Consider the following 21,580-nt stretch of genomic DNA (forward strand, 5'->3'; position numbering starts at 1 on the left):
AAGGATGTCCACGACGATCCAGCAATCCGTTTCCAAGCTCCACCAGGCGCTGACCGAGTACATTGAGGCGACTTACCATATCGGCACCGAAGCGTTGGTCAATGCGCGCAAACGCCTGCTCGACGATCCAGGCACCATCCATCAGGTTCCGTTCCTAGAATCCACACCACGATATGTTTCAGACCGTACATTCGCCCAGATCAGCGGCCTGCCTGAAGCGGCCACGAGCTTGCTGGAAGCGTTGTCGTCCAAGGTACAGGGTCAAGCCCCGTTGCTGCACAACCCGCCGTATTCCCACCAGGCCGAAGCGATCGAGGAAGCGATTGTCAGGGGCAAGAACCTGCTAATCATGACCGGCACCGGCTCGGGCAAGACCGAGTCCTTCCTGATGCCGATCCTGTCAAAGCTGGTGATCGAGGCCAGCTCCAAGCCCGAGGCCTTCACCGATTCTGCGGTCCGCGCCCTGCTGCTCTACCCCATGAACGCCCTGGTCAACGATCAGCTCGGGCGACTGCGTTCGATGTTCAGCGACCCACGCGTGACCCAGGCGTTCGCCGGCTGGGCTGGTCGCATCCCGCGATTTGCCCGCTATACCAGCCGCACGCCCTACGCGGGCGTGCGCGAGAAGGGCAAGGACGACCGGCGGCTGAAGTCGCTCGAAGAGTTCTACGTCAGGATCGAGCGTAAGGCAGGGGAGACCGGCGATGAGGCCGATCGGGCCCGGGCGCTGATGCGGCAATTGCAGGGAAAGGGCAAATGGCCGGCGAAACCAAGCCTTACGACATGGCTCGGCGCGCCAGGTACGCGATGGCAGGATCGCAACACCGGCGAATTCGTCCGTGCGGTTGCACTCCCCGATGATAGCGAGTTGATCACGCGCCACGAGGTCCAGGTGACGCCACCGGACCTGCTAGTAACCAATTACTCGATGCTCGAGTACATGCTGATGCGCCCGATCGAGCGCTCGATCTTCGATGCGACCAAGGCTTGGCTCGAGTGCAATCCGAACGAGAAGTTTCTGATCATCCTCGACGAAGCGCACTTGTATCGCGGCGCAGGCGGTGCCGAGGTCGGCTTATTGATCCGCCGACTGACCGACCGCCTTGGCGTGTCTTCCGATCGCATCCAGGCGATCTGCGCCACGGCGAGCTTCAGTAACAGCCAGTACGCCAAGACCTTCGGGGCGCAACTCAGCGGCTGCGCCGAGGAGACATTCAAGCCGGTCGAAGGCAACAAGCTGCTGGGCACCGAAGCCGCGACGGGAACGCTGGCTGAGGTCCAGGCGCTGGCCGCTATTGACATCGCTCGCTTGCAGGAAGCTGAAGCTCCAAAGGAGCGGGCCAGTCTCATTGCCTCATTCCTGTTGTTTCGCGGCGTGACTTCCACCGGGTCCATTGAACAGGACTTGTATGCCGCATTGGAAACATTCGGTCCACTGCAATGGGTCGTCAACAAGACCATGGGCAGCGCCAAGCGTCTTGCCGCCTTACCGACGCAGGTGTTTCCGGGCATCGACCGTGACCTGGCGGCACAAGCATTCTCCAATCTCCTGACCTTAGGCAGCATGGCAAAGTCCGCGAGCGGCAACGGTCTGCTGCCCTGCCGCGTGCATGGGTTCTTCCGAGGGTTGCCTGGGCTGTGGGTCTGCATGGACCCCAATTGTACGGAGGTCACTTCGGAGGAAAGCAACCCCTACTGCGGCAAGATGTACAGCCAGCCGATCAAGCACTGCGCCTGCGGCGCGACGTGCCTGGAGTTCTACACCTGCCGCCACTGCGGTGCCCCATACGCTCGCGCCTATACCGACAACGTCGAGGAGCCACAATCCCTCTGGCCGGAGCCAGGCGCAAACATCGCGCTCAACGACGGCGAAGCCGAGCAGTTGGAAGCGCTGGACTTGCTGTTGCAGAAGCCACTCAAGGAAGGCACCGTCGTGCCGGTCACATATGACGTGGAAACCGGCCGGCTTAACGCTTTCGACAGCGGAGACAGATCCAGAGTCGTCTATCGCAGGTTACTCAACGCCAAGGACTTGGCCGACGAGGATGAAGATAGCAACCATGGCACGCTGGGGCAGTTCATCCCCTGCGGCATTTGTCGCGGTCGGGCCGGCGGCGGCAAGTCCTCGGTGCAAGACCACATGACCAAGGGCGACCAGCCCTTCCAGGCGCTCATCGCCCGGCAGATCGACATCCAGCCTCCCGGGCCAAAGAGCGACGATAACTTCGCACCGCTGCGCGGTCGCAAGGTGTTGGCGTTCTCGGACTCGCGACAGGTCGCCGCACGTTTGGCGCCAAACCTGCAAACCTATTCGATGCGCGATGCATTGCGGCCCTTGCTCGTCTGGGGCATGCGGCGGTTGCAACAGTCGCCCGCACTCACCAGACAGGTCAGCCTGCAGGATGCCTATTTCGCGACGCTGCTCGCCGCCCGCTGCCTCTCGGTGCGACTGCGTCCCGAGTTGAAGTCCGGCGAATCCTTCGCCCCTTACTTCAAGATCGGCGCTGCCATCGGCAGCAGCAGGACGGTCAACGAGGACACCTTGATCGAGCTCTACAACGACTACCACTCCGAGGATGCGCCCGATGCGCTGCTCGAAGAGCTGCTCGGCGTCATCCAGGATCGTTACATCGGACTGGACGCGATCGCGCTCGGATCGTTGACGGTGCGCCCTGGCAGGAAGAAGGAAGAGTTGCTGAAGAAGCTGCCTGATATTTCCGGGCTTGCTATGACCGACGAGGAAAAACTGTCGCTTATCGGCTTCTGGCTGCGGTGCTGGCGCAAGAAGAGTCGGAAAGGCCACATCTGGTTTCAGGGAATGGACGCCGATATGTGGCAGACAGATGTACTAGGACAAAGCGGCAAGTTCAAAGCCGTCGAGAAGCTGCTGCCTAACAAGGCGGCCAAGATGGTATTCGTCAATCACTGGTTACCGGCGCTCCTAGAAGCATTTGCCGAGAAGCTTGGACCGATACATCGGTTGCAGGCGAAAAATCTCCACCTCGAACTAGGTGGCACCTGGGTTCGCTGCAAGAACTGTGCTTCCGTGCACCGCCCGGTCGCGACCACGGCGATCTGCGTCGACTGTGGCGAAAACGAGACCGCGATCGTCGACCCCTTCATCGACCCAGTGTTCCGCGCCCGCAAGGCCTACTACCGCCGGGCCACCGAAGAAGTCCTGGCCGACGCATCGAGACGCCCATTGGCGCTGATCGCCGCCGAGCATACCGCGCAGTTGAACTCGTCCGATCAGGAGGAAGCCTTCTCCAAGGCCGAGCGCAACGAATTGCTGTTCCAGGACATCAATATCGCTTGGAAGGAGCAGGACGATGCACCTGTCGCTATCGACATTTTGTCGAGCACGACGACGATGGAAGTCGGTATCGACATCGGCGCCTTGTCCGGCGTGGCGCTGCGCAACATGCCGCCCGGACGCGCGAACTACCAGCAACGCGCCGGTCGTGCCGGCCGCCGCGGTACGGCCGTGGCGACCGTTGTCGCCTTCGGCAGCGTCGACAGCCACGATGAGCACTACTTCTCGCATCCCGAAGAAATGATCTCGGGAAAGGTGGTCGACCCCCTCCTAACACTCGACAACCAGGATATTGCCAAGCGGCATATCCGCGCCTTTCTGCTGCAGTGTTATCACCAAGATCGCCTGCCCGAGTTCGATCCTGAGCAACCGCACGACCTGTTTTCTGTCTTGGGTAAGGTCGGTCCATTCCGCGACGGCTCGGGCGTGCTCAATCGCGACGACCTGGCCGCCTGGCTAGACGAGCACGAAGCCGAGCTAAAAGCACGTGTCGCAAAATGGCTCCCCGAACACCTGACAACTGCGGGCATCGACGCGCTTGTCGCCGGCATGGCCGAGGATTGCATCCTTGAGATCGAGAAGGCAATCGCGAGCGGCCGCGCAAAGACGCAGGACAAGAAGAAAAGCGATGGCAAGGGCGCCGTTGCGGAAGAGCAGGATCCAGATGTCGAACAGGAAAAGCCGCCCCGTTCCGACAGCGACAAGCTGCTCGACCGCTTGCTCTACGAGGGCGTCTTACCCCGCTACGCATTCCCCACGGACGTGGCAACCTTTCACATCTTCGATCGAGAGCGATCCAGCAAATTCCAGCATCGCGACGAATATGCCCCCTCCCAGGGTCTGCCCGTGGCGTTGTCACAATACGCGCCAGGCAAACAGGTATGGGTGGGCGGCAAATGCTACGTATCGGGCGCCATCTACTCGCGCTCATGGCAGGAGCGTGCCACCGCGTGGGAGAACCGCGAGCGCTACTACGAGTGCTCGGTGTGCCGGTTCGCCAAGACGGAGCCCAACAGCGATTCGTCGGGTACAACCTGTCAATGTCCGGCTTGCGGCACTCGGGACAGCCTCGATTTCAAGGGCGAATGGATGCGGCCGGTGGGCTTCGCCCACCCCATTGACGTCGAGGAAGAAACCTCGCCTGATCGCGTGCCAGACGTCAGCTACGCCACGCGGGCCAAGCTGACGACGGAAACGCCCGGCGATGACCAAGAGTGGTTTGAGGTCAATCCACGGTTCAAGGGTCTGCCGTTCCGACGGCACTTGCTGGTGTCGAATGTCGGACCCAAGGGCGAAGGCTACCGGTACTGCACCCAATGTGGCCGCATCGAGGCCATGACCGAGCTGCATTCGGTCGTCGGCGGCCCGCATCGCCGTCCTTTCCCTACTGATCCGGGTGAGGAAAACTGCCGCGGCCGCGGCGTCGAACATGTTGTCCTCGGCGCGAAGTTCGTCACCGACATCGCCCTGTTCTCGCTACGGGTAGATGCGCCGATGAACCTAACACCAGGTACCTACGCGAGCAACGTAGCCTTGCGGACCGTCAGCGAGGCGCTGGCCAGAGCGGCGACGGACCTGCTGGGGATAGAACCGGGCGAGATCCTCGCTGAGTTCCGACCAGCGATGTCAGCGGACGTAAGTTCGGCACTGTGCGCGGAAATCTTTCTCTACGACACGCTTCCTGGTGGCGCCGGCTTCTCAAGCGCCATCCCCGCTAAGGCGGAGGATCTGCTCAAACACGCCCGCAAGTTGCTGGACAATTGCCCGGAGAAGTGCGACTCGTCCTGCTATCGCTGCCTGCGTGCCTTTGGCAACCGCATCGAGCATCGCTCGCTCGACCGACACGTCGGCGTCGAACTGATTGACTACCTTCTGACCGGCGTCATTCCGGAGACCGAGACCGATCGCCTTCAGGCATCGACCGACCTACTATTTAAGGACCTTTCCCGGCTGTTGGGCCACAACACAAGTATCGGGTGCAAACGAAACTATGAAATCATGGTTGGTAGCAGCAAGTACATTGCGCCGATCTTGTGCTGTCTAAGGTCTAATAATGCCATAGTCGTGATAGGGCTTAGCAGTGCATTGAAGGAGGGATTCGCAGCCGATGCGGATGTACGCGCTCTGCAAGATGACCTCGCCGTGGTTACCATCAACGAGCTACTGGTAAGGTCCAACTTGCCGGCGGCAACGAAAGCGGTCTGCGCGAGGCTAGGAATCAGCCATTAGTGAGAGCAGACCTCCTCTCTTCCCTTGGCCTATGCCACCCAGCTTCGGGACCGATGCCGGCGACGCGCATATATGCGCCAAAGGATCGCGAGGAGCGTCTGATGTGCCCGGCTTCGGCGAGGTTCGCGAAGACCATACGAAGCAAGCTGCAGCGAAGCAACGTCAAACTTCCTCATGTCACAGGACATCCGTTCGCGTTGGCCGTGGTGGACTTCCATGGATCCGCGTCGATGGCGTGGACGCGCGAGGCGCTTCCTTCGTATTTGTATGGACTATACCGGGTAGTCGCCGACACGCCGACGGGACGAGGCGTCATCGAAGAGCGAATTACGCAGCTACGGGATCCGGACCCCATCCCGGCGGGGATTTTCCGGAACCCGGCCTATGCCCATTTGTCCGCGATTATTTTCAGCAACGCGGGCACGATGACGAAGTTCAATCGCATGGGTTTCCTAGCGGGCATCCGGCCGCCAGGCCTTAGCATGGTGCGCGGAGGCGTGATCTATGACAGGACATCTGATGCCCTGGAGCCTATAGAGTTCGAAGAAGATATCCTCAGCGACAAGTACACCGCGCTATGGGCCGGAGGCGAGTGCTGGTGCCAAGAACTTGAGGCCTTTCACAACCCTTTGGCGACCAACCCGTTTCCGCACGATCTGTTGCCCGGCGAAACGCACTGGTTTGAGCGTGACGGCGAGCTAGTGTGCGAGGCTTATTGGGAGAATACTTTCATGGCGTCCGTCACGCCCTTGAGGAGCAGCCTGCCGGCTGCAAAACTCCAGCAATCGAAGGACGGCGAGCGCCAGGGCAGGAACGGCGATGACTAGACAAGGGCTTGGGTTACTGAGGCTCCGCAGGGTCTACCGCGATAGGTGGTCGACGATGGCGTCTATTGGATTGTTTCCTCCCGCTTCGGCCGTCCCTAGCGTCTGTGGCGTGACATCTGTTGTTGGAAGCACATTATCGAATACCCACTTGGTCCGGCCGAGCTCGCGTGTGGCCGTCGCAAGTTCGTCGAAGTCGTTGGCCATCCGGCACTTGCTGAAATGATTGATGATGCCAGCGCATAGATCCGCGACTTGGATCTGCGGATGCATCTTCGAGTTTGCCTGCGAAAGCGACTTCGCCCGAAGCGGAAACCGAAATTTCCGCCGGTCGTAGCCGATGAACCTCGACTCCTCTCCGGAGCTCGCCATCATGCTCTCGAAGGTTGATTGCGTGGCGATTATAGGCTTCGAATCATCGTGGATCACGTCAAACCTGTCACTGATCCGCGCCCCCCAAACCGCAATATGGCCAAACAGCGCCGGGATCGCTGGGTCCAGAGCCTGCGAGTCGATCTCGTCGCCGAACCAACTGGTGAACAGACTCTGATCGGTGAAGAAGAAGAGATTTTTTCTGAAAGGCTCGTTATCGCATGCTTCAAGCATGGCGCGTCCCGCTTCGTAGTACGCAGCAACATGCTCCGGTCCACGCTTGCGCACCAGATCAACAAATGACAGCAGGAATCGATCAGTGTTCTCTTGGCCGCAAAAGGCTGGCATGCAGTGATGCAGCATATTCGACATTGCGATGTTTGCCCCGTCCTTATAGAGGTCCCCACCTATTTTATGGATCAGCGTCTCCACCACCAGATCTACCAACTTGGTGACGACCATGAATCGCTTGTCGAACACGTCGGCGACAACCCGTTCGCAGCTGAGCCGCGGATCCGACAGGAACCGAATGAGCTTGGCGACACCTGGAACCGACTTTCTAAGCGTAGTGAACTTGGGCTCGGAACCTCGAGGCAGTTGGACGTGATCCAAAAGCTGTTCGGCTTCTTCGGCCGCGAAGTTGTTGGACGCCAGCACGAAGAATGGCTGGGTTCCGTCGAGAAGATTAGCGCCGGTGTTCCCGGCTTCGTCACAAAATACGGTTGCCATAGCGGCTATCGATCCGTTGGCTGGCTCTCGCCGGCGAGCAAGGTGTCGGTCATCGCGGAAAAATCGGCGATGTGACTGAAAGGGATGATTCTGAAGTTGCGAAAGCCACGGCACTGCCTCGGCGATGGTCGCAATTTTGGAAAGCGCTAGCCGTATCCATTGGGAAGATCGCCCGTCCACAGAGTCATTTCATGACCTTCATGGTCGAGGATCCTCATCGCACGAAGCTCTGGATGACTGTCTAGGATGCGCGAGAACTCGTGCAACACCGCAATAGGTACTGCGCTCTTTCCAAGCCATGTGACATCAGAACGCTTGCGTATCCTTTCTAGTCCTTCAAGCTTCTCTATTCCAATGACGTCATATCCACTGACTTCGGGCTTTAGCCTGAAAGGAAGCACGGCTGCGCCAGGTCGTTGGTCGTCAACCTCCGACTGCCCGTCGAGATGATCCGACTGTCCACTTCTCACGTTCGCTCCTCGCCAGCGGCTAAGTTCGATATAAATATATCAATCAAATCAATAACTTGCATTGTTTTCAATTGTAGGCTATTACGTCACTTAGACAAGGCCTGGAACGGATGGAGCGCGACTAAGCATGTCCAGTTTTGCTGAGACCACTTCTACACGCTCAGATCCTGCTCAATGGAGCCCGTTGCCCTCCGGCGTAATAGTTCCCAATAGCCCGATCCTCTCAGCGGCCGATACGGCACGCTTGATGGGGTTCCCGTCTCGGGAAGCGCTGGCGAAGGCGCGCAGAACGGGACGCCTTGAGATAGCAATGTTCACTCTTCCGGGGCGTCGAGGCTGGTTCGCGCGGCGAGAAGAGCTTTGCGCCTGGCTCCAGCAATCCCTGAACAGAGAGGAGATCACCCCATGAGCTAGTTCAGCCACTGGGCCCTCAAAAGCAAAGGCCGCACATTGCAGTGTGCGGCCTTTAGTCTAGCCTACGGATTGTCGCCCGTTGCTAGATATTGCGAGTAGCCCTCCAAAGAAGTCAAGCCCCGCGGCATGCCGCGAGCCTTCTCTTTTTTTCCGCCGCGGGCAACCGCGGTGTAGGAGGCCTTATGCCTATCACCACTGCCGAATTCAGGAAATACGCGAAGCGTCTGTGTCTGTCGCAACTAGCGATCGACTACGTGAGCCAAGCCAGGTCCAGCAACCCCGCGCGCAGAGTCGAGTCGAACGGCCGCCACAACACAGTGTGGCGCTATCCCAGCGCCAAGATGGGCACTACTGTGGCGCTGGAAAGCTCGGAAGAGTTCATCTTGGCCATCCAGTTGGAATTCGACACGGATGTCCTTGAATACTGGGAGCAACCGCCGAACATCGCCCTCGTCATTCGAGATAAAAAAGGTCATCGTCGTCGATGCGCGTACGTGCCCGACTTCTTGGTGGTGAGGCGCAATGAGGTCCAAGTCGTCCAGGTCAAGCCCGCTGATCAATGCGAGCGCCTGTCTCATGAGCACCCTCATCGCTGGACCTGGAGCGGAGGAGTAGCGCACGACACGGCCGCCTCCGAACACTTTTCAGAAATCGGCTTACCGCATCTGGTCTATTCAAGCGGCCAGGAGCACAAAGTTCGCGCCGACAACTGCCGGTTGATGCTTCACGTGCGGGAGGCCGCCGTGGATCCGGAAGGTGCAAGAAGGTTGAGCAAGGCTCTCGCCGCACTATCAGCTAGCAAGGTACTGAGCATCGGGCAGTTGATGCTAGATGCCGATATCGCGACAGCAACGCCAATTGCGCGTCTTGTCGAGCAAGGCGGTCTGTTCACTGATCTCGATCGCTGGCGGCTCTCGGTACCAGACGAGTGCCTAATTTCCCGATCCAAAGATGCAATCGAAGCGCACGTTTCAGCCCTGGCAGCACTGGCAACTGGCAGCCAGGCGTTGACCCAGCTATCGAGCCTTGAGCTGAAGGAAGCTCATCATCGCCTCCTTATTCTGCGTGGCGAAATTCAGTCCCATCACTCCCACAGAAGCGTACGCAGGTGGAGAAGGAAACTACAAACGTCGAACGGCGATCCGCTCGGCCTCCGGCCGCATCATCGGAGCAAGGGGAATCGGACCCCACGCCTATCCGATGACGAGGAAGTCCTACTCCTATCGTCTTTGCGCGAGCACTATCTGAGTAAGCTGTGCGTTTCGCGCATGGCTGCCTACGGCCAGTACTTAGTCGACCATCAAGGAGCTGTGGCAAGAGGTACATTGGCCCAGTCCTCCATGGCGGTCTCGTACGTTACGTATGCTGCGCGTAGCAGGTGTCTTCCCGCCGAGGACTTAGCTGCAGCACGCAGCGGAGGACGCGCAGCTGCCGCGGCAGCACAGCCCGTTGCACCGGTCTCTAGGTATCTTTCACCTGTCAGAGCTTTTGAGCGCGCGCATGTCGACCACTATCTCTGCGACATCCATGTCCTTGTTGCGGATGGAGCAAAGAGGCACACGCGACGTCCGCAACTCACGGCGATGCGCGACGAGGCAACAGGCTCTGTTCTGGCTGTGTCGCTTAGCTTCAAAGCTCCAAGTCGCCACAGTTGCTTAGCAGTAGTCCGGGACTGCGTCAGGCGGCATGGACGATTGCCCGAAACGATCGTGGTCGACAATGGCGCTGAGTTCCACTCCGAGTACTTCGAAGTAGTGCTTGCCCGGCTGGGGGTGGCGATCCAGCGTCGGCCGCCGGGGCGGCCCAGGTATGGAGGCACGATCGAGGGATGGTTCCATTCCTTGAAGGCGTTCCTGAGCTCGCAGCATGGCAACACCAACAATGACGGCAGACGTCGCTCCGCGGTCGCTACTCATAAGGGAAGATCACACGCAGCCTGGACGCTTGTTGACGCCTACAACGCAATCGATCGATTCGTATTCGAGCTCTTCAATTCCAGTACAGCGCGTTGCGATGTAGACAGTCGGTCCACCAAATCCACTAATGCGCTGTCCCTCTTTCCCGAGAGCGGTGTGCTGACCTCCTTCGACTTCGACTTCCTAGCGCTCACTGCGATGCCGCTGAAGAATTTGTTGAAAGTCGACCTGGCTCGCGGGATTCGGCACCTGGGCCGCTGGTTCACCCATCCGAAGCTCTTTGAGCCCAAGGAGCACGGCAAGAGGCTCAAGGTCTTCGAAGAGCCTTGGGACATGAACACCTTGTATGCCCTCGTCGATGGCGTGCTTGTCCCGTGTCGCCATGGATCTCCGGCGACGATGGATCTCAGCAAAGATTTCACCCCTGCGCTTGAGTCCATTCGTTATCTGGAGTCCTCGGATGTGCGTGGTGCGCTTCTGAAGGAGGCTGCGATGGCATCGGCCAAGCTCTCCAGGCAGCTCGCTGCCTCGCTGGGCCCCAAGGCGGTGCAAACGAAGCCAACCAATCGTGCGGAAACAAGGAGGAAGTTGCCGCCAAGACCTATCGAGGCGGCCACTCTGAAGACGGAATACTGGTCATGATGCCCCTGCGCGATAGCATCGCCAGTGCCAAAGTGAGGCACTTTCACTTCGATCAGACCATTAGAGCTGCCGTTTCGCAGATGACATTTGCCGTGCCGGGCTCCGTTCTGGCGCTGGTGGGCCCGACACGGGTCGGCAAGAGCACAGCCATCCGTGCTGCAGCGAAGCAGGTGTATCCGCGGATGCAGGATGGATACATTCCTTACGTCGTGGTCGATTGTAGTAGGACCGATGCCGGCTTCATGTCGATGAGATATCTGACACTTGATCTACTTGGCCAGTTAGAGCACCCGTTCTACGGCACGTCGAGCGGAAAGTCCCGTGTATCACAGACCGAAACGAACGCACGGTTGGCGCTCCGAAGGGCGATCAAGCACAGAGAGACCAAGCTGATCATCGTCGACGAGGCGCACCATCTTCTAAGGATCAAAAATAGCGGTGGTAGGGAGGCTGCGCTTGAGTCTCTGAAGTGCTTGGGCAACGAGACTGGTGCGGTGATTGTGCTTGTTGGGGGCTACGAGCTTCTGAAGGGATGCTTCTGCTCGGCGCACTTCAATGGCAGGCTCACGCTGATCGAGTTCCCACGCTACGGAAGAAGCGATGCCCAGATGAGGCAGTTCGAGTCGATCCTGGCTACGTTCGACCAGCTTCTCCCATGGGCGAGAGGTGATTCGCTCCTCTCCATGAGCGATCTTGTCTACGACGGCACCTTGGGTTCATGTGGTCTTATCAGCAGTTGGGTGCTCGCCGCACTGGGGCAGATGGATGCATCAGGTGCCACGCGGCTGCGGAGTGAGCACTTTCGAAAGGTGCGCTATTTTCAGCAGATCGATGCCATAGCCAGCGAGATTGACTATGGGGAGAGTGTCCTTAGGCCTATAGAGAGTGGGCGCCAAGGGGAGAACGCAAGCAGCACTCATTCGACAAGTGAGGCGGGTACAGGCCGAAAAGCTCGACGGCTGAAACCAGGGAGGCGAAAGCCGACGCGTGACTCTCTCGCGAAGCCCGAGATGGCGCTATGACGCGCTACTTTTCGGTGCGGCCTGTCGCCGTCGGAGCGCTTGAAGTGGAGTGCCTCTCGTCCGTGCTGCAGCGTCTCGCGGTAGCGCACGGTGTAACCCGGCACCAGTTTGTGACAAACCTTCGCGATTGGTGGGAGTTTGAGCGGGGTAGATATCTGCCGCGATGCGAAGAGCTGCGTTGGGACGGATACAGCCCAAATGTCTCATTGGCCGTTGAGGCCCTCCGCGACGCGCTGGGCATCGACTTCACAGGATGCACGTTGCTGCCGCTCAGGAACGTATGCGCTGCGAACTGCATCGGCTCGATCGCCCACTCGCGCTCCTGGTGCCCCGGCTGCTTTAGAGACGACATTGTGTCAGGCGAGCCCACATATGATCGATTGGTGTGGCGCGTGCAGGGCTACAGGCGATGTAGTGTGCATAGGCTTCGCTTGCGTTCTAGCTGTCCGCATTGCGGCGTTTACCAAGCCAGTGACTCAAGCCGAGAGGAGCTCCATCTCTGCAGGCTCTGTAGGCAGAGCCTAGCTGCGAAGGTCACGAAAGCGGAATATGCCCCCCGGCCTGAGTTCGGGGAGGAGCAGATCGAGGTGCTCGTTCGTGGCATCGGCTCCATGGGGGCAGCGCAGACGCATCCGGTCCGGAGGTTCTTCCAGGGTATAGAGGGCGCAGAACAATATGTTGCCAAGCACTTAGGCGACATCATTCACAACCGAAGTCTGCCTGCCAAGCCGCAGCTGACCACGCTGGTCGCAGTGGCGACACACTTCGGTGTCGATACCCTACAGCTAATCGTGGACCCATCACAAGCCGCACGCCAGGCAACCTTGGACATCAAGCGGCCACCCAAGACACGGGTTGCTCGCCCGTCCTCGCATCTACGACAGAAGCGAACCGCCTGGTTCAAAGCCAAGCTGGAGTTGGCGATTCAAAGCGGACCGCCATTCCCGTCTTCGGAAGAGTTTTGCAGGAATAACGATTTCAGTATTTCGGCTGCTCGTGGCACCTTCCGGGACCTGACGACGACGCTCAGTGAAAAGCATTTGAAGTGGAAGAGGAGCAAGGCAAATAAGTTAAGGGAAAGAGCGATCGCGGCCATTGCCGCACGAGCTGACGTGCGTGCGCAGCTGACCATCAAAGAATTCGTAGTCCAGGTTTGTGCGGCCTCTGGTGCGCCAGTCCACATGGTCAGAGGGCTGGTCGATTGCAGCTCAGATGGCTCGTGGTGAAGCTTTGGCCCAGGTTGATTTCTAGCTGTATTCCGCTTCGGCCGGCGCTAGAGACTCAGGGACCACAGTGCAATCTACTGAAGCACCACCATGAACAGGAACAGGAGCCCACTGCCAGCCCAGAGCACGGTGAGTGTGAGCCATAGCCGGGACTTAACATTGTCTCTGTGCTATCACCTCCTGGCCTTCAGCACGGTGTCCATGATCGCTCGCCAGTTCGGCTAGAGTTCTGGTCTTAACTCCAGTGCGTTTGGTGAGGGCCGCGAAGTGCGACGATGCTGGCATCGTGACAAGCGGCGGTTCTGCGCGGCCGGGTCCGGTCGTGGCCCCGGTCTGACTTGCTGGACTGTAATGGTGTGGCTTTGGGCACTCGGTTCACTTTCTTCTAGCAAAGGACGGCTGATGGGACAGCGGGTTATCGCGGACAACTGGTCGCTGCAGGCTGTCAGCGACCTTATGGCGCAGGGAATAGATCCAGATGACAACCCGGGTATTGCACCGTTGACCGACCCAGGGCAGACGCCTAAGGCGATACCGCAGGCCGCCATTGATTTCGAGGCGCTGTTCGATCTGCTGACCGATGTCGTACTGCGCGACCAGATCCTGGTCGATGACCGTTTCCACGATGCCTGGTTTGGGCGCGGAGACGCATTGAGCGAGCTGGCGCTGCGCTCGATCGTAAGGCCCCACGGCTTTCTGCAGAATCCCGAGCGGCTTGAGGAGCCGAGGGCTGCTTTCCTTCGGCGGTTGCTCCTCAACGACGCCATGGTGAAGGAGCAGGCAACCAACGAATCTGCCTGGAAAGAGAACGAGACAACTCCTCACGTCTTCACTTCGCAGCTGGTGTGGGGAGGCGCAGGTATGTTGGCCCGGGCGTGGGTCTATGCCAGCCCCTACACGCCCCATCCGCTCAGGAGGCGATTATTCCAGCGGGCCGGGCTGGCCCTGCCGTTGCCTCCGATAGCGCTGGGTGAGTTCCAGGCACAGGTCGCCAAGCATCGGGATGCCCTCTATCCGGCATCGGGATCGGACAATGGGGTCGTCGGCGTCCGCGTCATACTCCCTGCCTTGCCGGCATTGGTCCTTCGAGAAGCCACCTCGCTTGGTGACCTGTTCGTAGTGGCTACACAGATGCGTGACCAACTGTCCGAATTGCGCGCTTGGCTCAGCCAATTCCAGGAAGCTGTATCTGCTGGAGAGTTCGAGGCGATCGCCGCCGAACGTAAGCGTCTCGACGGTCTAGGCCGGGAGGTCCAGCGTGCACTCGGCAGGGTGCCGGACGACGCGCCGACACTAAACATTGGGTGGGGGTGGTTCAAGCTCAACACGAAGATTGATGTTGGTCGCTGGGTACCTAAGTTCGATCGCGTCCAGACACAGGTAAACAACTTGACCTTCGCCCCAAGCGGCTGCCGGGAGCTCACGAAGCTCCTCGGCTTCTTCGGCCACCAACACTCAGTTGTGGGGCTTCGAACAGTTGAGCACTTTGCCACAGGAGCCGCCCGATAAATCCCTGAAACAAAATCCATGGCTTCTGCCCATGCAGTCGCATCAGTGAAGCTTGCGAAGCGTTGCAATCACGAGGCACGCCTTTACGTGGGAGCTGCTTCCCAGGAGCCGCCTGACGCTGCGGACTTCTGAGCGACAGCGTCAGACTGATTGCAAACGTTCACCGACGACTGCTTTGCGGCACTAAGCGCTGGACAACTAGTTCAACGACTGCCCACTACACCATCCGCAACAAGCAAGCTTTGATCATAGTTGTCGCAATCTAGGGATGTACCAAACTACGTGCTAGCTTGCAGAATCTGCGCTTGCGCGATCACTGAGAATTTCGGGCCAAGGACAAGTCCAAATCCATGCCATCAAAACCAGGCACGAGCCGCAAGCCGCGGAAGACCCAGCACGTCACAGCGGGCGGCGTCATACAGCCATCGTCGCAAGTTCTTCTGCTGAATCCCGATCAATGGGAGGAATTCATCCTGGCCGCCGCGCGCCAGAGAACTCTGCCAGGTGGCGTCCCCTATGCAGTTGTAAAGCGACTGGGCGGCGCAGGCGACGGTGGCCGCGACATCGAGGCGCGGTATGGCGCGGTGTTGGTGCGTGACGGCTGGGACCTCTACCAAGCCAAGCACTACAAGCAGGGACTGACGCAGAGTGATGCATTTCCCGAGATGGCGAAGTTCTTCAAGCAGTTGGCCTTGAAGACCTACCCGCGTCCGAATTACTACTACTTCTGCTGCCCGCATGCTGTCGGAAACGAGCTCCACAACACGATGGCTTCGGGGGCTTTGGCCTTCAAGGCGAAGTTCATTGATGCATGGCAGAACGAGAAAACCGGCATGAAAAGCAGAGCTGCAGAGCTCACGCCTGAGGTCCAGGCTGCCATTGACGATTTCGACTTCGATCGCTTCATCGAGTGCCCGGTACACGACCTGCTGGCATGGCATGCTATCGACAAGGCCGCCCACTATCACCTGTTCGGTATCGTCCCTAAACGCGGCGACGATGATCCGATGCCCGCCAAGCCAGCGGGACACGAGGAGGTGTATGTCGACGAGCTCTTGCGCGTCTACACCGAGCACAAGGCGTCGCCTGTCGCCATTGCCGATCTCCCGGGCAGCGAGTACGAAGACCACTTTGATTCGCATCGACAAATCTTCTACTGCGCGGAGGGCCTGCAACGGTTCAGCCGGGACATCTACCCCAACGAACCGGAGTTTGATCGGCTACTGGACATGGTCCATGCGGGCATCCGCCCTACGGTCGCGCAACTTCGCCTTAAGACGGGCATGGAACGGGTCGACGCAGCCGTAGAACGAGCGTCGACGCTACAGGTCCAGGAGAGCCGTCTGTCGCCCCAACTTCGCGGGGGTGACCTGCCCGGCACTTGCCATCACCTGGTGATTAGAGATGGGCTGAAGTGGGTCAAATGAGACGAAAATCCAAGCCCCTCATTGCTTTCAACTCACCATTCGAATTGGGCGTTAGGATGGTGTACCTGCTCAACTCCTTACAGCCGGCTGGTGCCGACCTCCAAAAGCTCGTTCTACTCGACTACGCCATTGTGTACTCCGACGATCTTGGCGGTCCACCCAGCCTTCATACGCCGGTCCCTTATCGTGGCAGCGAACACATGAGTCGCCGCGACCTCATCGCCCAAAGCCTGTACTTGATGAGCACTCGTGGCCTAGTCGCCGTCTCCATGGATGAGACCGGCATCACCTACTTCGCCGGCGACCGCGCCAGAAGCATGGTCGGTGCGCTGACGTCACCTTACCTGCGGGAACTGGAAGGTCGGTGCCGCTGGGCAGCCACCACCTTCTCCACCCTCAGCTCAAAAGACATGACCGAGAGATTCGCTCAGCAAGGCCACCTGTGGGGCGCTGAATTTGAAGGTGCCACCGCGAGGGGACACCAATGGCAATAACGCTGAAGCAGTTGTCGGTGCATGGTCCGGAGCTACTGCCCGCCAAAGTCGTGTTCGACGGTAGTCGCACCCTCATCCGCGGCCCCAGTGAGACCGGCAAGTCGCACATCTGGAAGTGCATCTGGTTCTTGCTAGGCGGTACCGGCACACCCGAACCGTTCCCGGAGTTACAGGGATACAACTCGCTGGAGCTTGCCTTCCTGCATGGTGAGCATGAGTACGTTGTTCGCAAGGCGATGTCTGGCGGCGCCGCACGTGTCCAGATGCGGATGAGTAATCTTTGGGTTCCGGACGGTACGCCGAACCCGCTCGAAGACGTCGATGAGGATCTTGGCGAACTGCTCGTCAGGCTATCTGGAGCCGCAGGTAAGTTGGTGCTTCGCAAGCGAAGTGAAAAAGGTCCTCTTACTGGTGACGACCTGCGGCATTGGGCGCTCCTCTCCCAGCCCGGCATGATTTCCGAGGATGCTACGAAGGGCAAGGGTCATGGTTCGGACAAGCATGTCTCTTCCTACTCGCTATTCCTTAGCGGCCTCGATGACTCCGCGGTCGATCTTTACAAGACCGCTTCCGAGAAAGACCAGGCCAAGGGGAGATTGGCGGCGGCCGAGGCGGAACTGGCGCGCCTGCAAGGCATCATTCCAGCGGGCACAGATCGGGCATCCACAGTCGCAGCCTTGGCACAAGTCGATGAGCGTCTAGATATGTTCGCCACGCAGCTCCAGGTGCGCTCTTCGGTCCTAAAGGAACTGCGACAGCAGATCTTCGCTGAGGGAGACGCTCTCACTATCGAGACGACACAACTTGCCAGCGCCACATCGATGCGGGAGCGTTTCATGCTACTGGACCTGAAGTATGCAAGCGACCTCGCCCGCCTCGGAGCCACGGATGAAGGCATCGCATTCTTCCAGGCTTTGGCCGAGACACCATGCCCTCTCTGCGGCACCCCCGTGGAGCAGCACGTCGATCCCGACAACCTGAATCCTAGAGCGCCGACTAGGTACCGCGATGCGATCGCAGCAGAGGCGGAAAAGATCCGCGCACTCCGTCGCGGACTGCAACCATCGCTTGCCCAAGAGCAGATGCGCCTGACCTCCGCTGCGGCTGATGTGCAGCGGCTCACAGCATCGTTGAAGGCATTGGAGGAGCAAGAGAAGGCGGTGCTGCGTAGCTCGTCGCTAGAGTTTGACTCAGACCCACGCGATCTCGCCGAGTCACATACGCGGTTTTCATCTCTGATCGACGCCTTCGATGAAGCCGTCCGGCTGACGGGTGAAATCGCGCGCCTCAAGGATGCAACGAAACAGAAACAGACGGCCCTAGTTCGCAATGTTGGACAGCACGGAGACGAAGTCGGAACGATCGCACGCCAGATGCTTAACGACTGGGGGTTCACGTCCATCCAGTCTGTATACGTAGATCCAAAGGCCTGCGACCTGGTCATTGATGGCCGCCGTCGCCTCAGCTATGGCGCGGGCAAACGTGGTCTGTTCCTGTCCGCAATGACGATTGCTTTGATGCAGCATGCTCTAAGAAGTGACCACCCTCACCTCGGCGTCGTGGTGCTGGATTCGCCTCTAAAAGCATACGCCCAGAAAGAGACGCCGGACAACGACCGGGAGATCCCTGCGGCCACGGTGAATACGAGTTTCTACACCTGGCTTTCCCGCTTCCAAGGCCCCGGCCAAATTGTCGTGCTGGAAAACGAAGCGGTGGATCCGGTCACGGCCAGCGCTTTGCGTGCTATCGAGTTCACCGACGACTACACGCGCGGACGGCAAGGGTTCTATCCGCCCAGACCGAAGATTGCGCAGCCAGGGCCGAGCGACGGGGCCGAGTTCGACAAGCTTGCGTAATGCGCTACTCGTGCCTCCGAACCAGACCGCCAGCTGACGAGCGCGCACCACTAATCGCCGTAAGGACTGTGGAGGGTAGCGGCGGTGAAGTCGCGGCGCTTCTGATCCAAGAGTTCTATATGAAAAAGACTAAATGGGTGGTTTTGGGACGCAGTCCGTCGAAGCGACGGACTGCTGTGGCTGCACAACTACGTTGACCGAGATGCTGCGAACGACCACTACGGGTCGGAAACAGCCTACAGGCCATCAGCGTGCTATCGAGAAGGAGGGCTTGTGCGCCTACCAAGATAGTATTAGGGGACGAAGTCGCAGGAAGTAGAAGAAGTCCTGGGGGTGTTGGTGCTCTATCACCCAATCACTCGGAGCGTTGGATTGCCACGGAGCAATCCAGGGCACGCTATCGAGTGCTTTGAAGCATTCGTCGCCAAATCACTTGGACCTCGCCCGGGTGCAGCAGGACCAAGCTGCGAAAATCGTCCAACGGTGTTACACAACATTGGCGTATGGGAAAGCAGTGGCGACCTTCAGCCTCTACTACGCCAAGCCGTTGCAGACGATCCTAGAGGATCCCTGTTCAGCGGAGTCCTAAGATTTTTCGCGGGCACATAGGGGATACGCCGGTGCAGAATTCGCCGCTTCGGGTTCTGTATCGCTAAAAATTCCGCAAGCAGTTGCTTTGGCGGTGAGTTTCGCCAACTGATTCACTGGCACGGCGCCCAGGACGACTCCGAATGCGTGCGCCTGCCGACCCGTATCTGCAGTTGCCTCTGCACGGCGTGGGCCTGTCGAAGCCAGCGCTGGCACCGGCAAGGCCTTCACCCCGGCGGCCTAGCGTTGCGACACCAGTCCAGTGGCTTGCACCGGACAACTTATGCCTGCATTGACATCATAAGTTGTCCAATACGGCCAACTTATGCTTACAAGAACACTCGCACATCCCTGAAATGCTTTTTGGTGGCCCACCAACAACCGAACTAGAACACTAAGTAGATGAAAAATATTGATTTTTCGGAACATCTTTAAAATCTAGACTCACACTTTGACTCACTTTTCCATCTAATGCTGCTGGACTTCTTTGGACAACTCTGAACGTCCGAGAGGGCGGCACTGAGATAAGTGCTCAATTTTCGCAGAAAAAAACAAGAACCACTCAAGCAAGTCTCCCCGCCCAACTTGTTCGCTGGGACTGGGAAGGTTTGGACGTGGAAGCCACTGCTTCTGGCCGCCAATCACCAAGAATCGCAACTTAGGGTGGACAGCGGGGCGCCGATGTTCGCCGGTGCCCCTAGCGTCGAACCAGAGTCGCTGTCAGATGCGATCAGGTTCGGCGTTGATCTGAGCGAATAGCTGCTCGGCCGTCTGGCGCGCGACGGCATCGGCGTCGTTCGGGAGCGGGGTTAAGTCGATGCCCTCATCGCCGCCGACGTAGGCAGGTCCCCCGACGTCATCGTCATAAGGCGAGCCATCCTCATAGATAGCCTCGTACCTGTCTTTACTCAGGTCGTGCTCCAGCAGGCGGGACAGGTGCATCCAAACCCACGCCCGCTCGTCTGGTTCTTTATGGTCGAGGATCAACTCGCGCATTGCACCGATGTCGCCTTCCTGCGCAGCGGCCGTTAGCCAATAGCGCGCTGTCTCTCGATCTCCGTACTCGCTTGCGATATCGACCATGCTCATCGGGTCCATTTCGGCGGACGGAGGGCGCTCGAGAACTGCTGGGTCGCCGTAGCGTTCGGCCGTTTCCATAAGCGCGCGAATGTCTCCGCCTCGGGCCGCAGCGAGCAGGTGGTCGCGGTGCTTTTCTTCTGCGCGTAGTCTGTTGGCCTCAACGTCTACGAAGCTCACAAACGGGCTCGTCCACGTGCCCTCGCGCTTTACTTGCCTTCTCACTCGTTCGTCTTCGTCGCCAAACGCCACCGCCTCGGACTCGAGCAGCTTCGCGATCGCCAAGTGCGCGTCCGGCGCCCCGCGCTGGGCCGCCGCCTCTAAGCCTTCCAGCAGCAATCGCTGGTGCTCGAAATAGAAGTCAAGGGCGCCGTCCGCGGGCTCGATAACGTGTGTCCATACCCACTCATGCCAGTCGGAGTCCTTGTCGACACCTTCGACCGCCGCGATCAGCGCATCGAACCGCACCGGGGCGTGACCAGCGTCGCGCAGAAAAATCGGCAACCCCTCAACGACTCGCTCAGCCTCGTCCGCAGGAAGGCCAAGCTCTCGGCAACGGGACCGGACGGCGCCTGGGTCGGGATCGATACCGGTGAAGCTAAACGGCACGCTGCACCAGGTGGCGTCGTGCTGGAACCCAGCGTAGGTGCGGTAGCCCACCGCGGCGGTGAGCAGTTCGTGGACGTGGCTGCGCTTGAGTGACGTGACGCAACGTGCCTGTAAAAAAGCGTGCGCACGGTAAACTTGTTCTTTGATGGTCATGACTCGCCCTCGATGGCCAAGCCGATCCGGGTCAGGCACACACGTTTAAATCCCCGGCAACTTGGCCAGAAGTCGAATCGATCAGTGTCAGACCTGTTTTTGCTCGTGTGCAAGCAGGGCGGGCGCCTGACTCAGGCTATTGCCAACGGCGGTCGATTGTCAATTCCAACCGCTGCAGTGCACTACCGGCCAGAAGCGGAGTTTTTTGGCCCCCTCGATGCGTAATGACAACGCGCTAAAGCGCTAAAGGTGGCGAAAGCCTTCGATGCACTCTGGAAACCAATATTTGGCCGGCCGCCCTCCATGGAGAAACGCTTCGCTCTCTCGGGCGCCCGAGTCAACCCAGCCAGGCGACTCGCTATGCGGCAAAGGCTCCTACTGCGGCTCCCACTCCTGATCTGTTCCGAAAGGGTGTGGCGGTACGAAGGCCGCCGCCTCCGGCCATACCCACAGCGACGCCCTAGGATGGTGCTGCGTCACGTGCGCCGAAGGCCAACTCTTTTTTGCAACTGCAATCTCCGCCAGGATCCCTTACACCAAGCAGGCTTCACGCAGTGACTTCACGCCCCCCAGCACGCGAAAAGCTGCCGCATCTGTTTTTTCATTCACTTATTTTTCTAAACTGTTGGGATTCCCCTCACTTTTTGACTTACTTTTGAGCCGGCGCGAATAGGACGACTCCGGACAGTTTGAGGGCAAAGCTGCCTGCG

General features: G+C 59.1%; 11 protein-coding genes. 9 read left to right on the forward strand and 2 right to left on the reverse strand.

Going from position 1 to position 21,580, the window contains the following annotated elements; translation table 11 throughout:
* The first annotated feature begins 4 nt into the window (after nt 1-4).
* Together H7A87_RS17535 and H7A87_RS17540 are read left to right on the forward strand one after the other, a co-directional pair.
* Nucleotides 5-5,542, forward strand: coding sequence for a DEAD/DEAH box helicase (locus H7A87_RS17535; protein ID WP_119128229.1), 5,538 nt, complete (start codon nt 5-7; stop codon nt 5,540-5,542).
* 101 nt (nt 5,543-5,643) lie between these two features.
* Entirely contained in the window at nt 5,644-6,369 is a 726-nt protein-coding gene (locus tag H7A87_RS17540) for a hypothetical protein (RefSeq protein WP_147421078.1), read from the forward strand.
* 33 nt (nt 6,370-6,402) lie between these two features.
* Here H7A87_RS17540 and H7A87_RS17545 read toward each other — a convergent pair whose 3' ends face one another.
* Nucleotides 6,403-7,467, reverse strand: a complete 1,065-nt coding sequence (locus H7A87_RS17545; RefSeq protein WP_119128227.1) for a DUF3800 domain-containing protein — start codon at nt 7,465-7,467, stop codon at nt 6,403-6,405.
* 1,066 nt (nt 7,468-8,533) lie between these two features.
* Here H7A87_RS17545 and H7A87_RS17550 point away from each other — a divergent pair.
* From H7A87_RS17550 to H7A87_RS17580, 7 genes are all read left to right on the forward strand, one after another.
* Nucleotides 8,534-10,909: a DDE-type integrase/transposase/recombinase gene (locus H7A87_RS17550; RefSeq protein ID WP_119128226.1), complete on the forward strand. Its 2,376-nt coding sequence runs from the start codon at nt 8,534-8,536 to the stop codon at nt 10,907-10,909.
* Nucleotides 10,906-11,931 carry an ATP-binding protein gene (locus tag H7A87_RS17555; protein WP_119128225.1) on the forward strand — a complete coding sequence of 342 codons (1,026 nt, stop codon included), beginning with the start codon at nt 10,906-10,908 and terminating at the stop codon, nt 11,929-11,931. The genes H7A87_RS17550 and H7A87_RS17555 overlap by 4 nt, the downstream gene beginning before the upstream one ends.
* Before the next feature lie 587 nt (nt 11,932-12,518).
* Nucleotides 12,519-13,157 carry a hypothetical protein gene (locus tag H7A87_RS20895; RefSeq protein ID WP_232087875.1) on the forward strand — a complete coding sequence of 213 codons (639 nt, stop codon included), beginning with the start codon at nt 12,519-12,521 and terminating at the stop codon, nt 13,155-13,157.
* A gap of 402 nt (nt 13,158-13,559) precedes the next feature.
* Nucleotides 13,560-14,666 carry a hypothetical protein gene (locus tag H7A87_RS17565; RefSeq protein ID WP_119128223.1) on the forward strand — a complete coding sequence of 369 codons (1,107 nt, stop codon included), beginning with the start codon at nt 13,560-13,562 and terminating at the stop codon, nt 14,664-14,666.
* A gap of 350 nt (nt 14,667-15,016) precedes the next feature.
* Complete coding sequence (locus H7A87_RS17570) at nt 15,017-16,093, forward strand: ABC-three component system protein (protein ID WP_119128222.1); 1,077 nt, start codon at nt 15,017-15,019, stop codon at nt 16,091-16,093.
* On the forward strand, nt 16,090-16,587 hold the full coding sequence (locus H7A87_RS17575) for an ABC-three component system middle component 2 (protein WP_119128221.1): 498 nt from the start codon (nt 16,090-16,092) through the stop codon (nt 16,585-16,587). The genes H7A87_RS17570 and H7A87_RS17575 overlap by 4 nt, the downstream gene beginning before the upstream one ends.
* Nucleotides 16,578-18,443: a hypothetical protein gene (locus H7A87_RS17580; RefSeq protein WP_119128220.1), complete on the forward strand. Its 1,866-nt coding sequence runs from the start codon at nt 16,578-16,580 to the stop codon at nt 18,441-18,443. The genes H7A87_RS17575 and H7A87_RS17580 overlap by 10 nt, the downstream gene beginning before the upstream one ends.
* Nucleotides 18,444-19,751: 1,308 nt before the next feature.
* Here H7A87_RS17580 and H7A87_RS17585 read toward each other — a convergent pair.
* Nucleotides 19,752-20,870: a hypothetical protein gene (locus H7A87_RS17585; protein WP_119128219.1), complete on the reverse strand. Its 1,119-nt coding sequence runs from the start codon at nt 20,868-20,870 to the stop codon at nt 19,752-19,754.
* Between the last annotated feature and the right edge of the window lie 710 nt (nt 20,871-21,580).

Origin of the sequence: Xanthomonas sp. CPBF 426 (assembly GCF_903989465.1) — a bacterium.
In the GTDB taxonomy this organism is placed as follows: domain Bacteria; phylum Pseudomonadota; class Gammaproteobacteria; order Xanthomonadales; family Xanthomonadaceae; genus Xanthomonas; species Xanthomonas euroxanthea.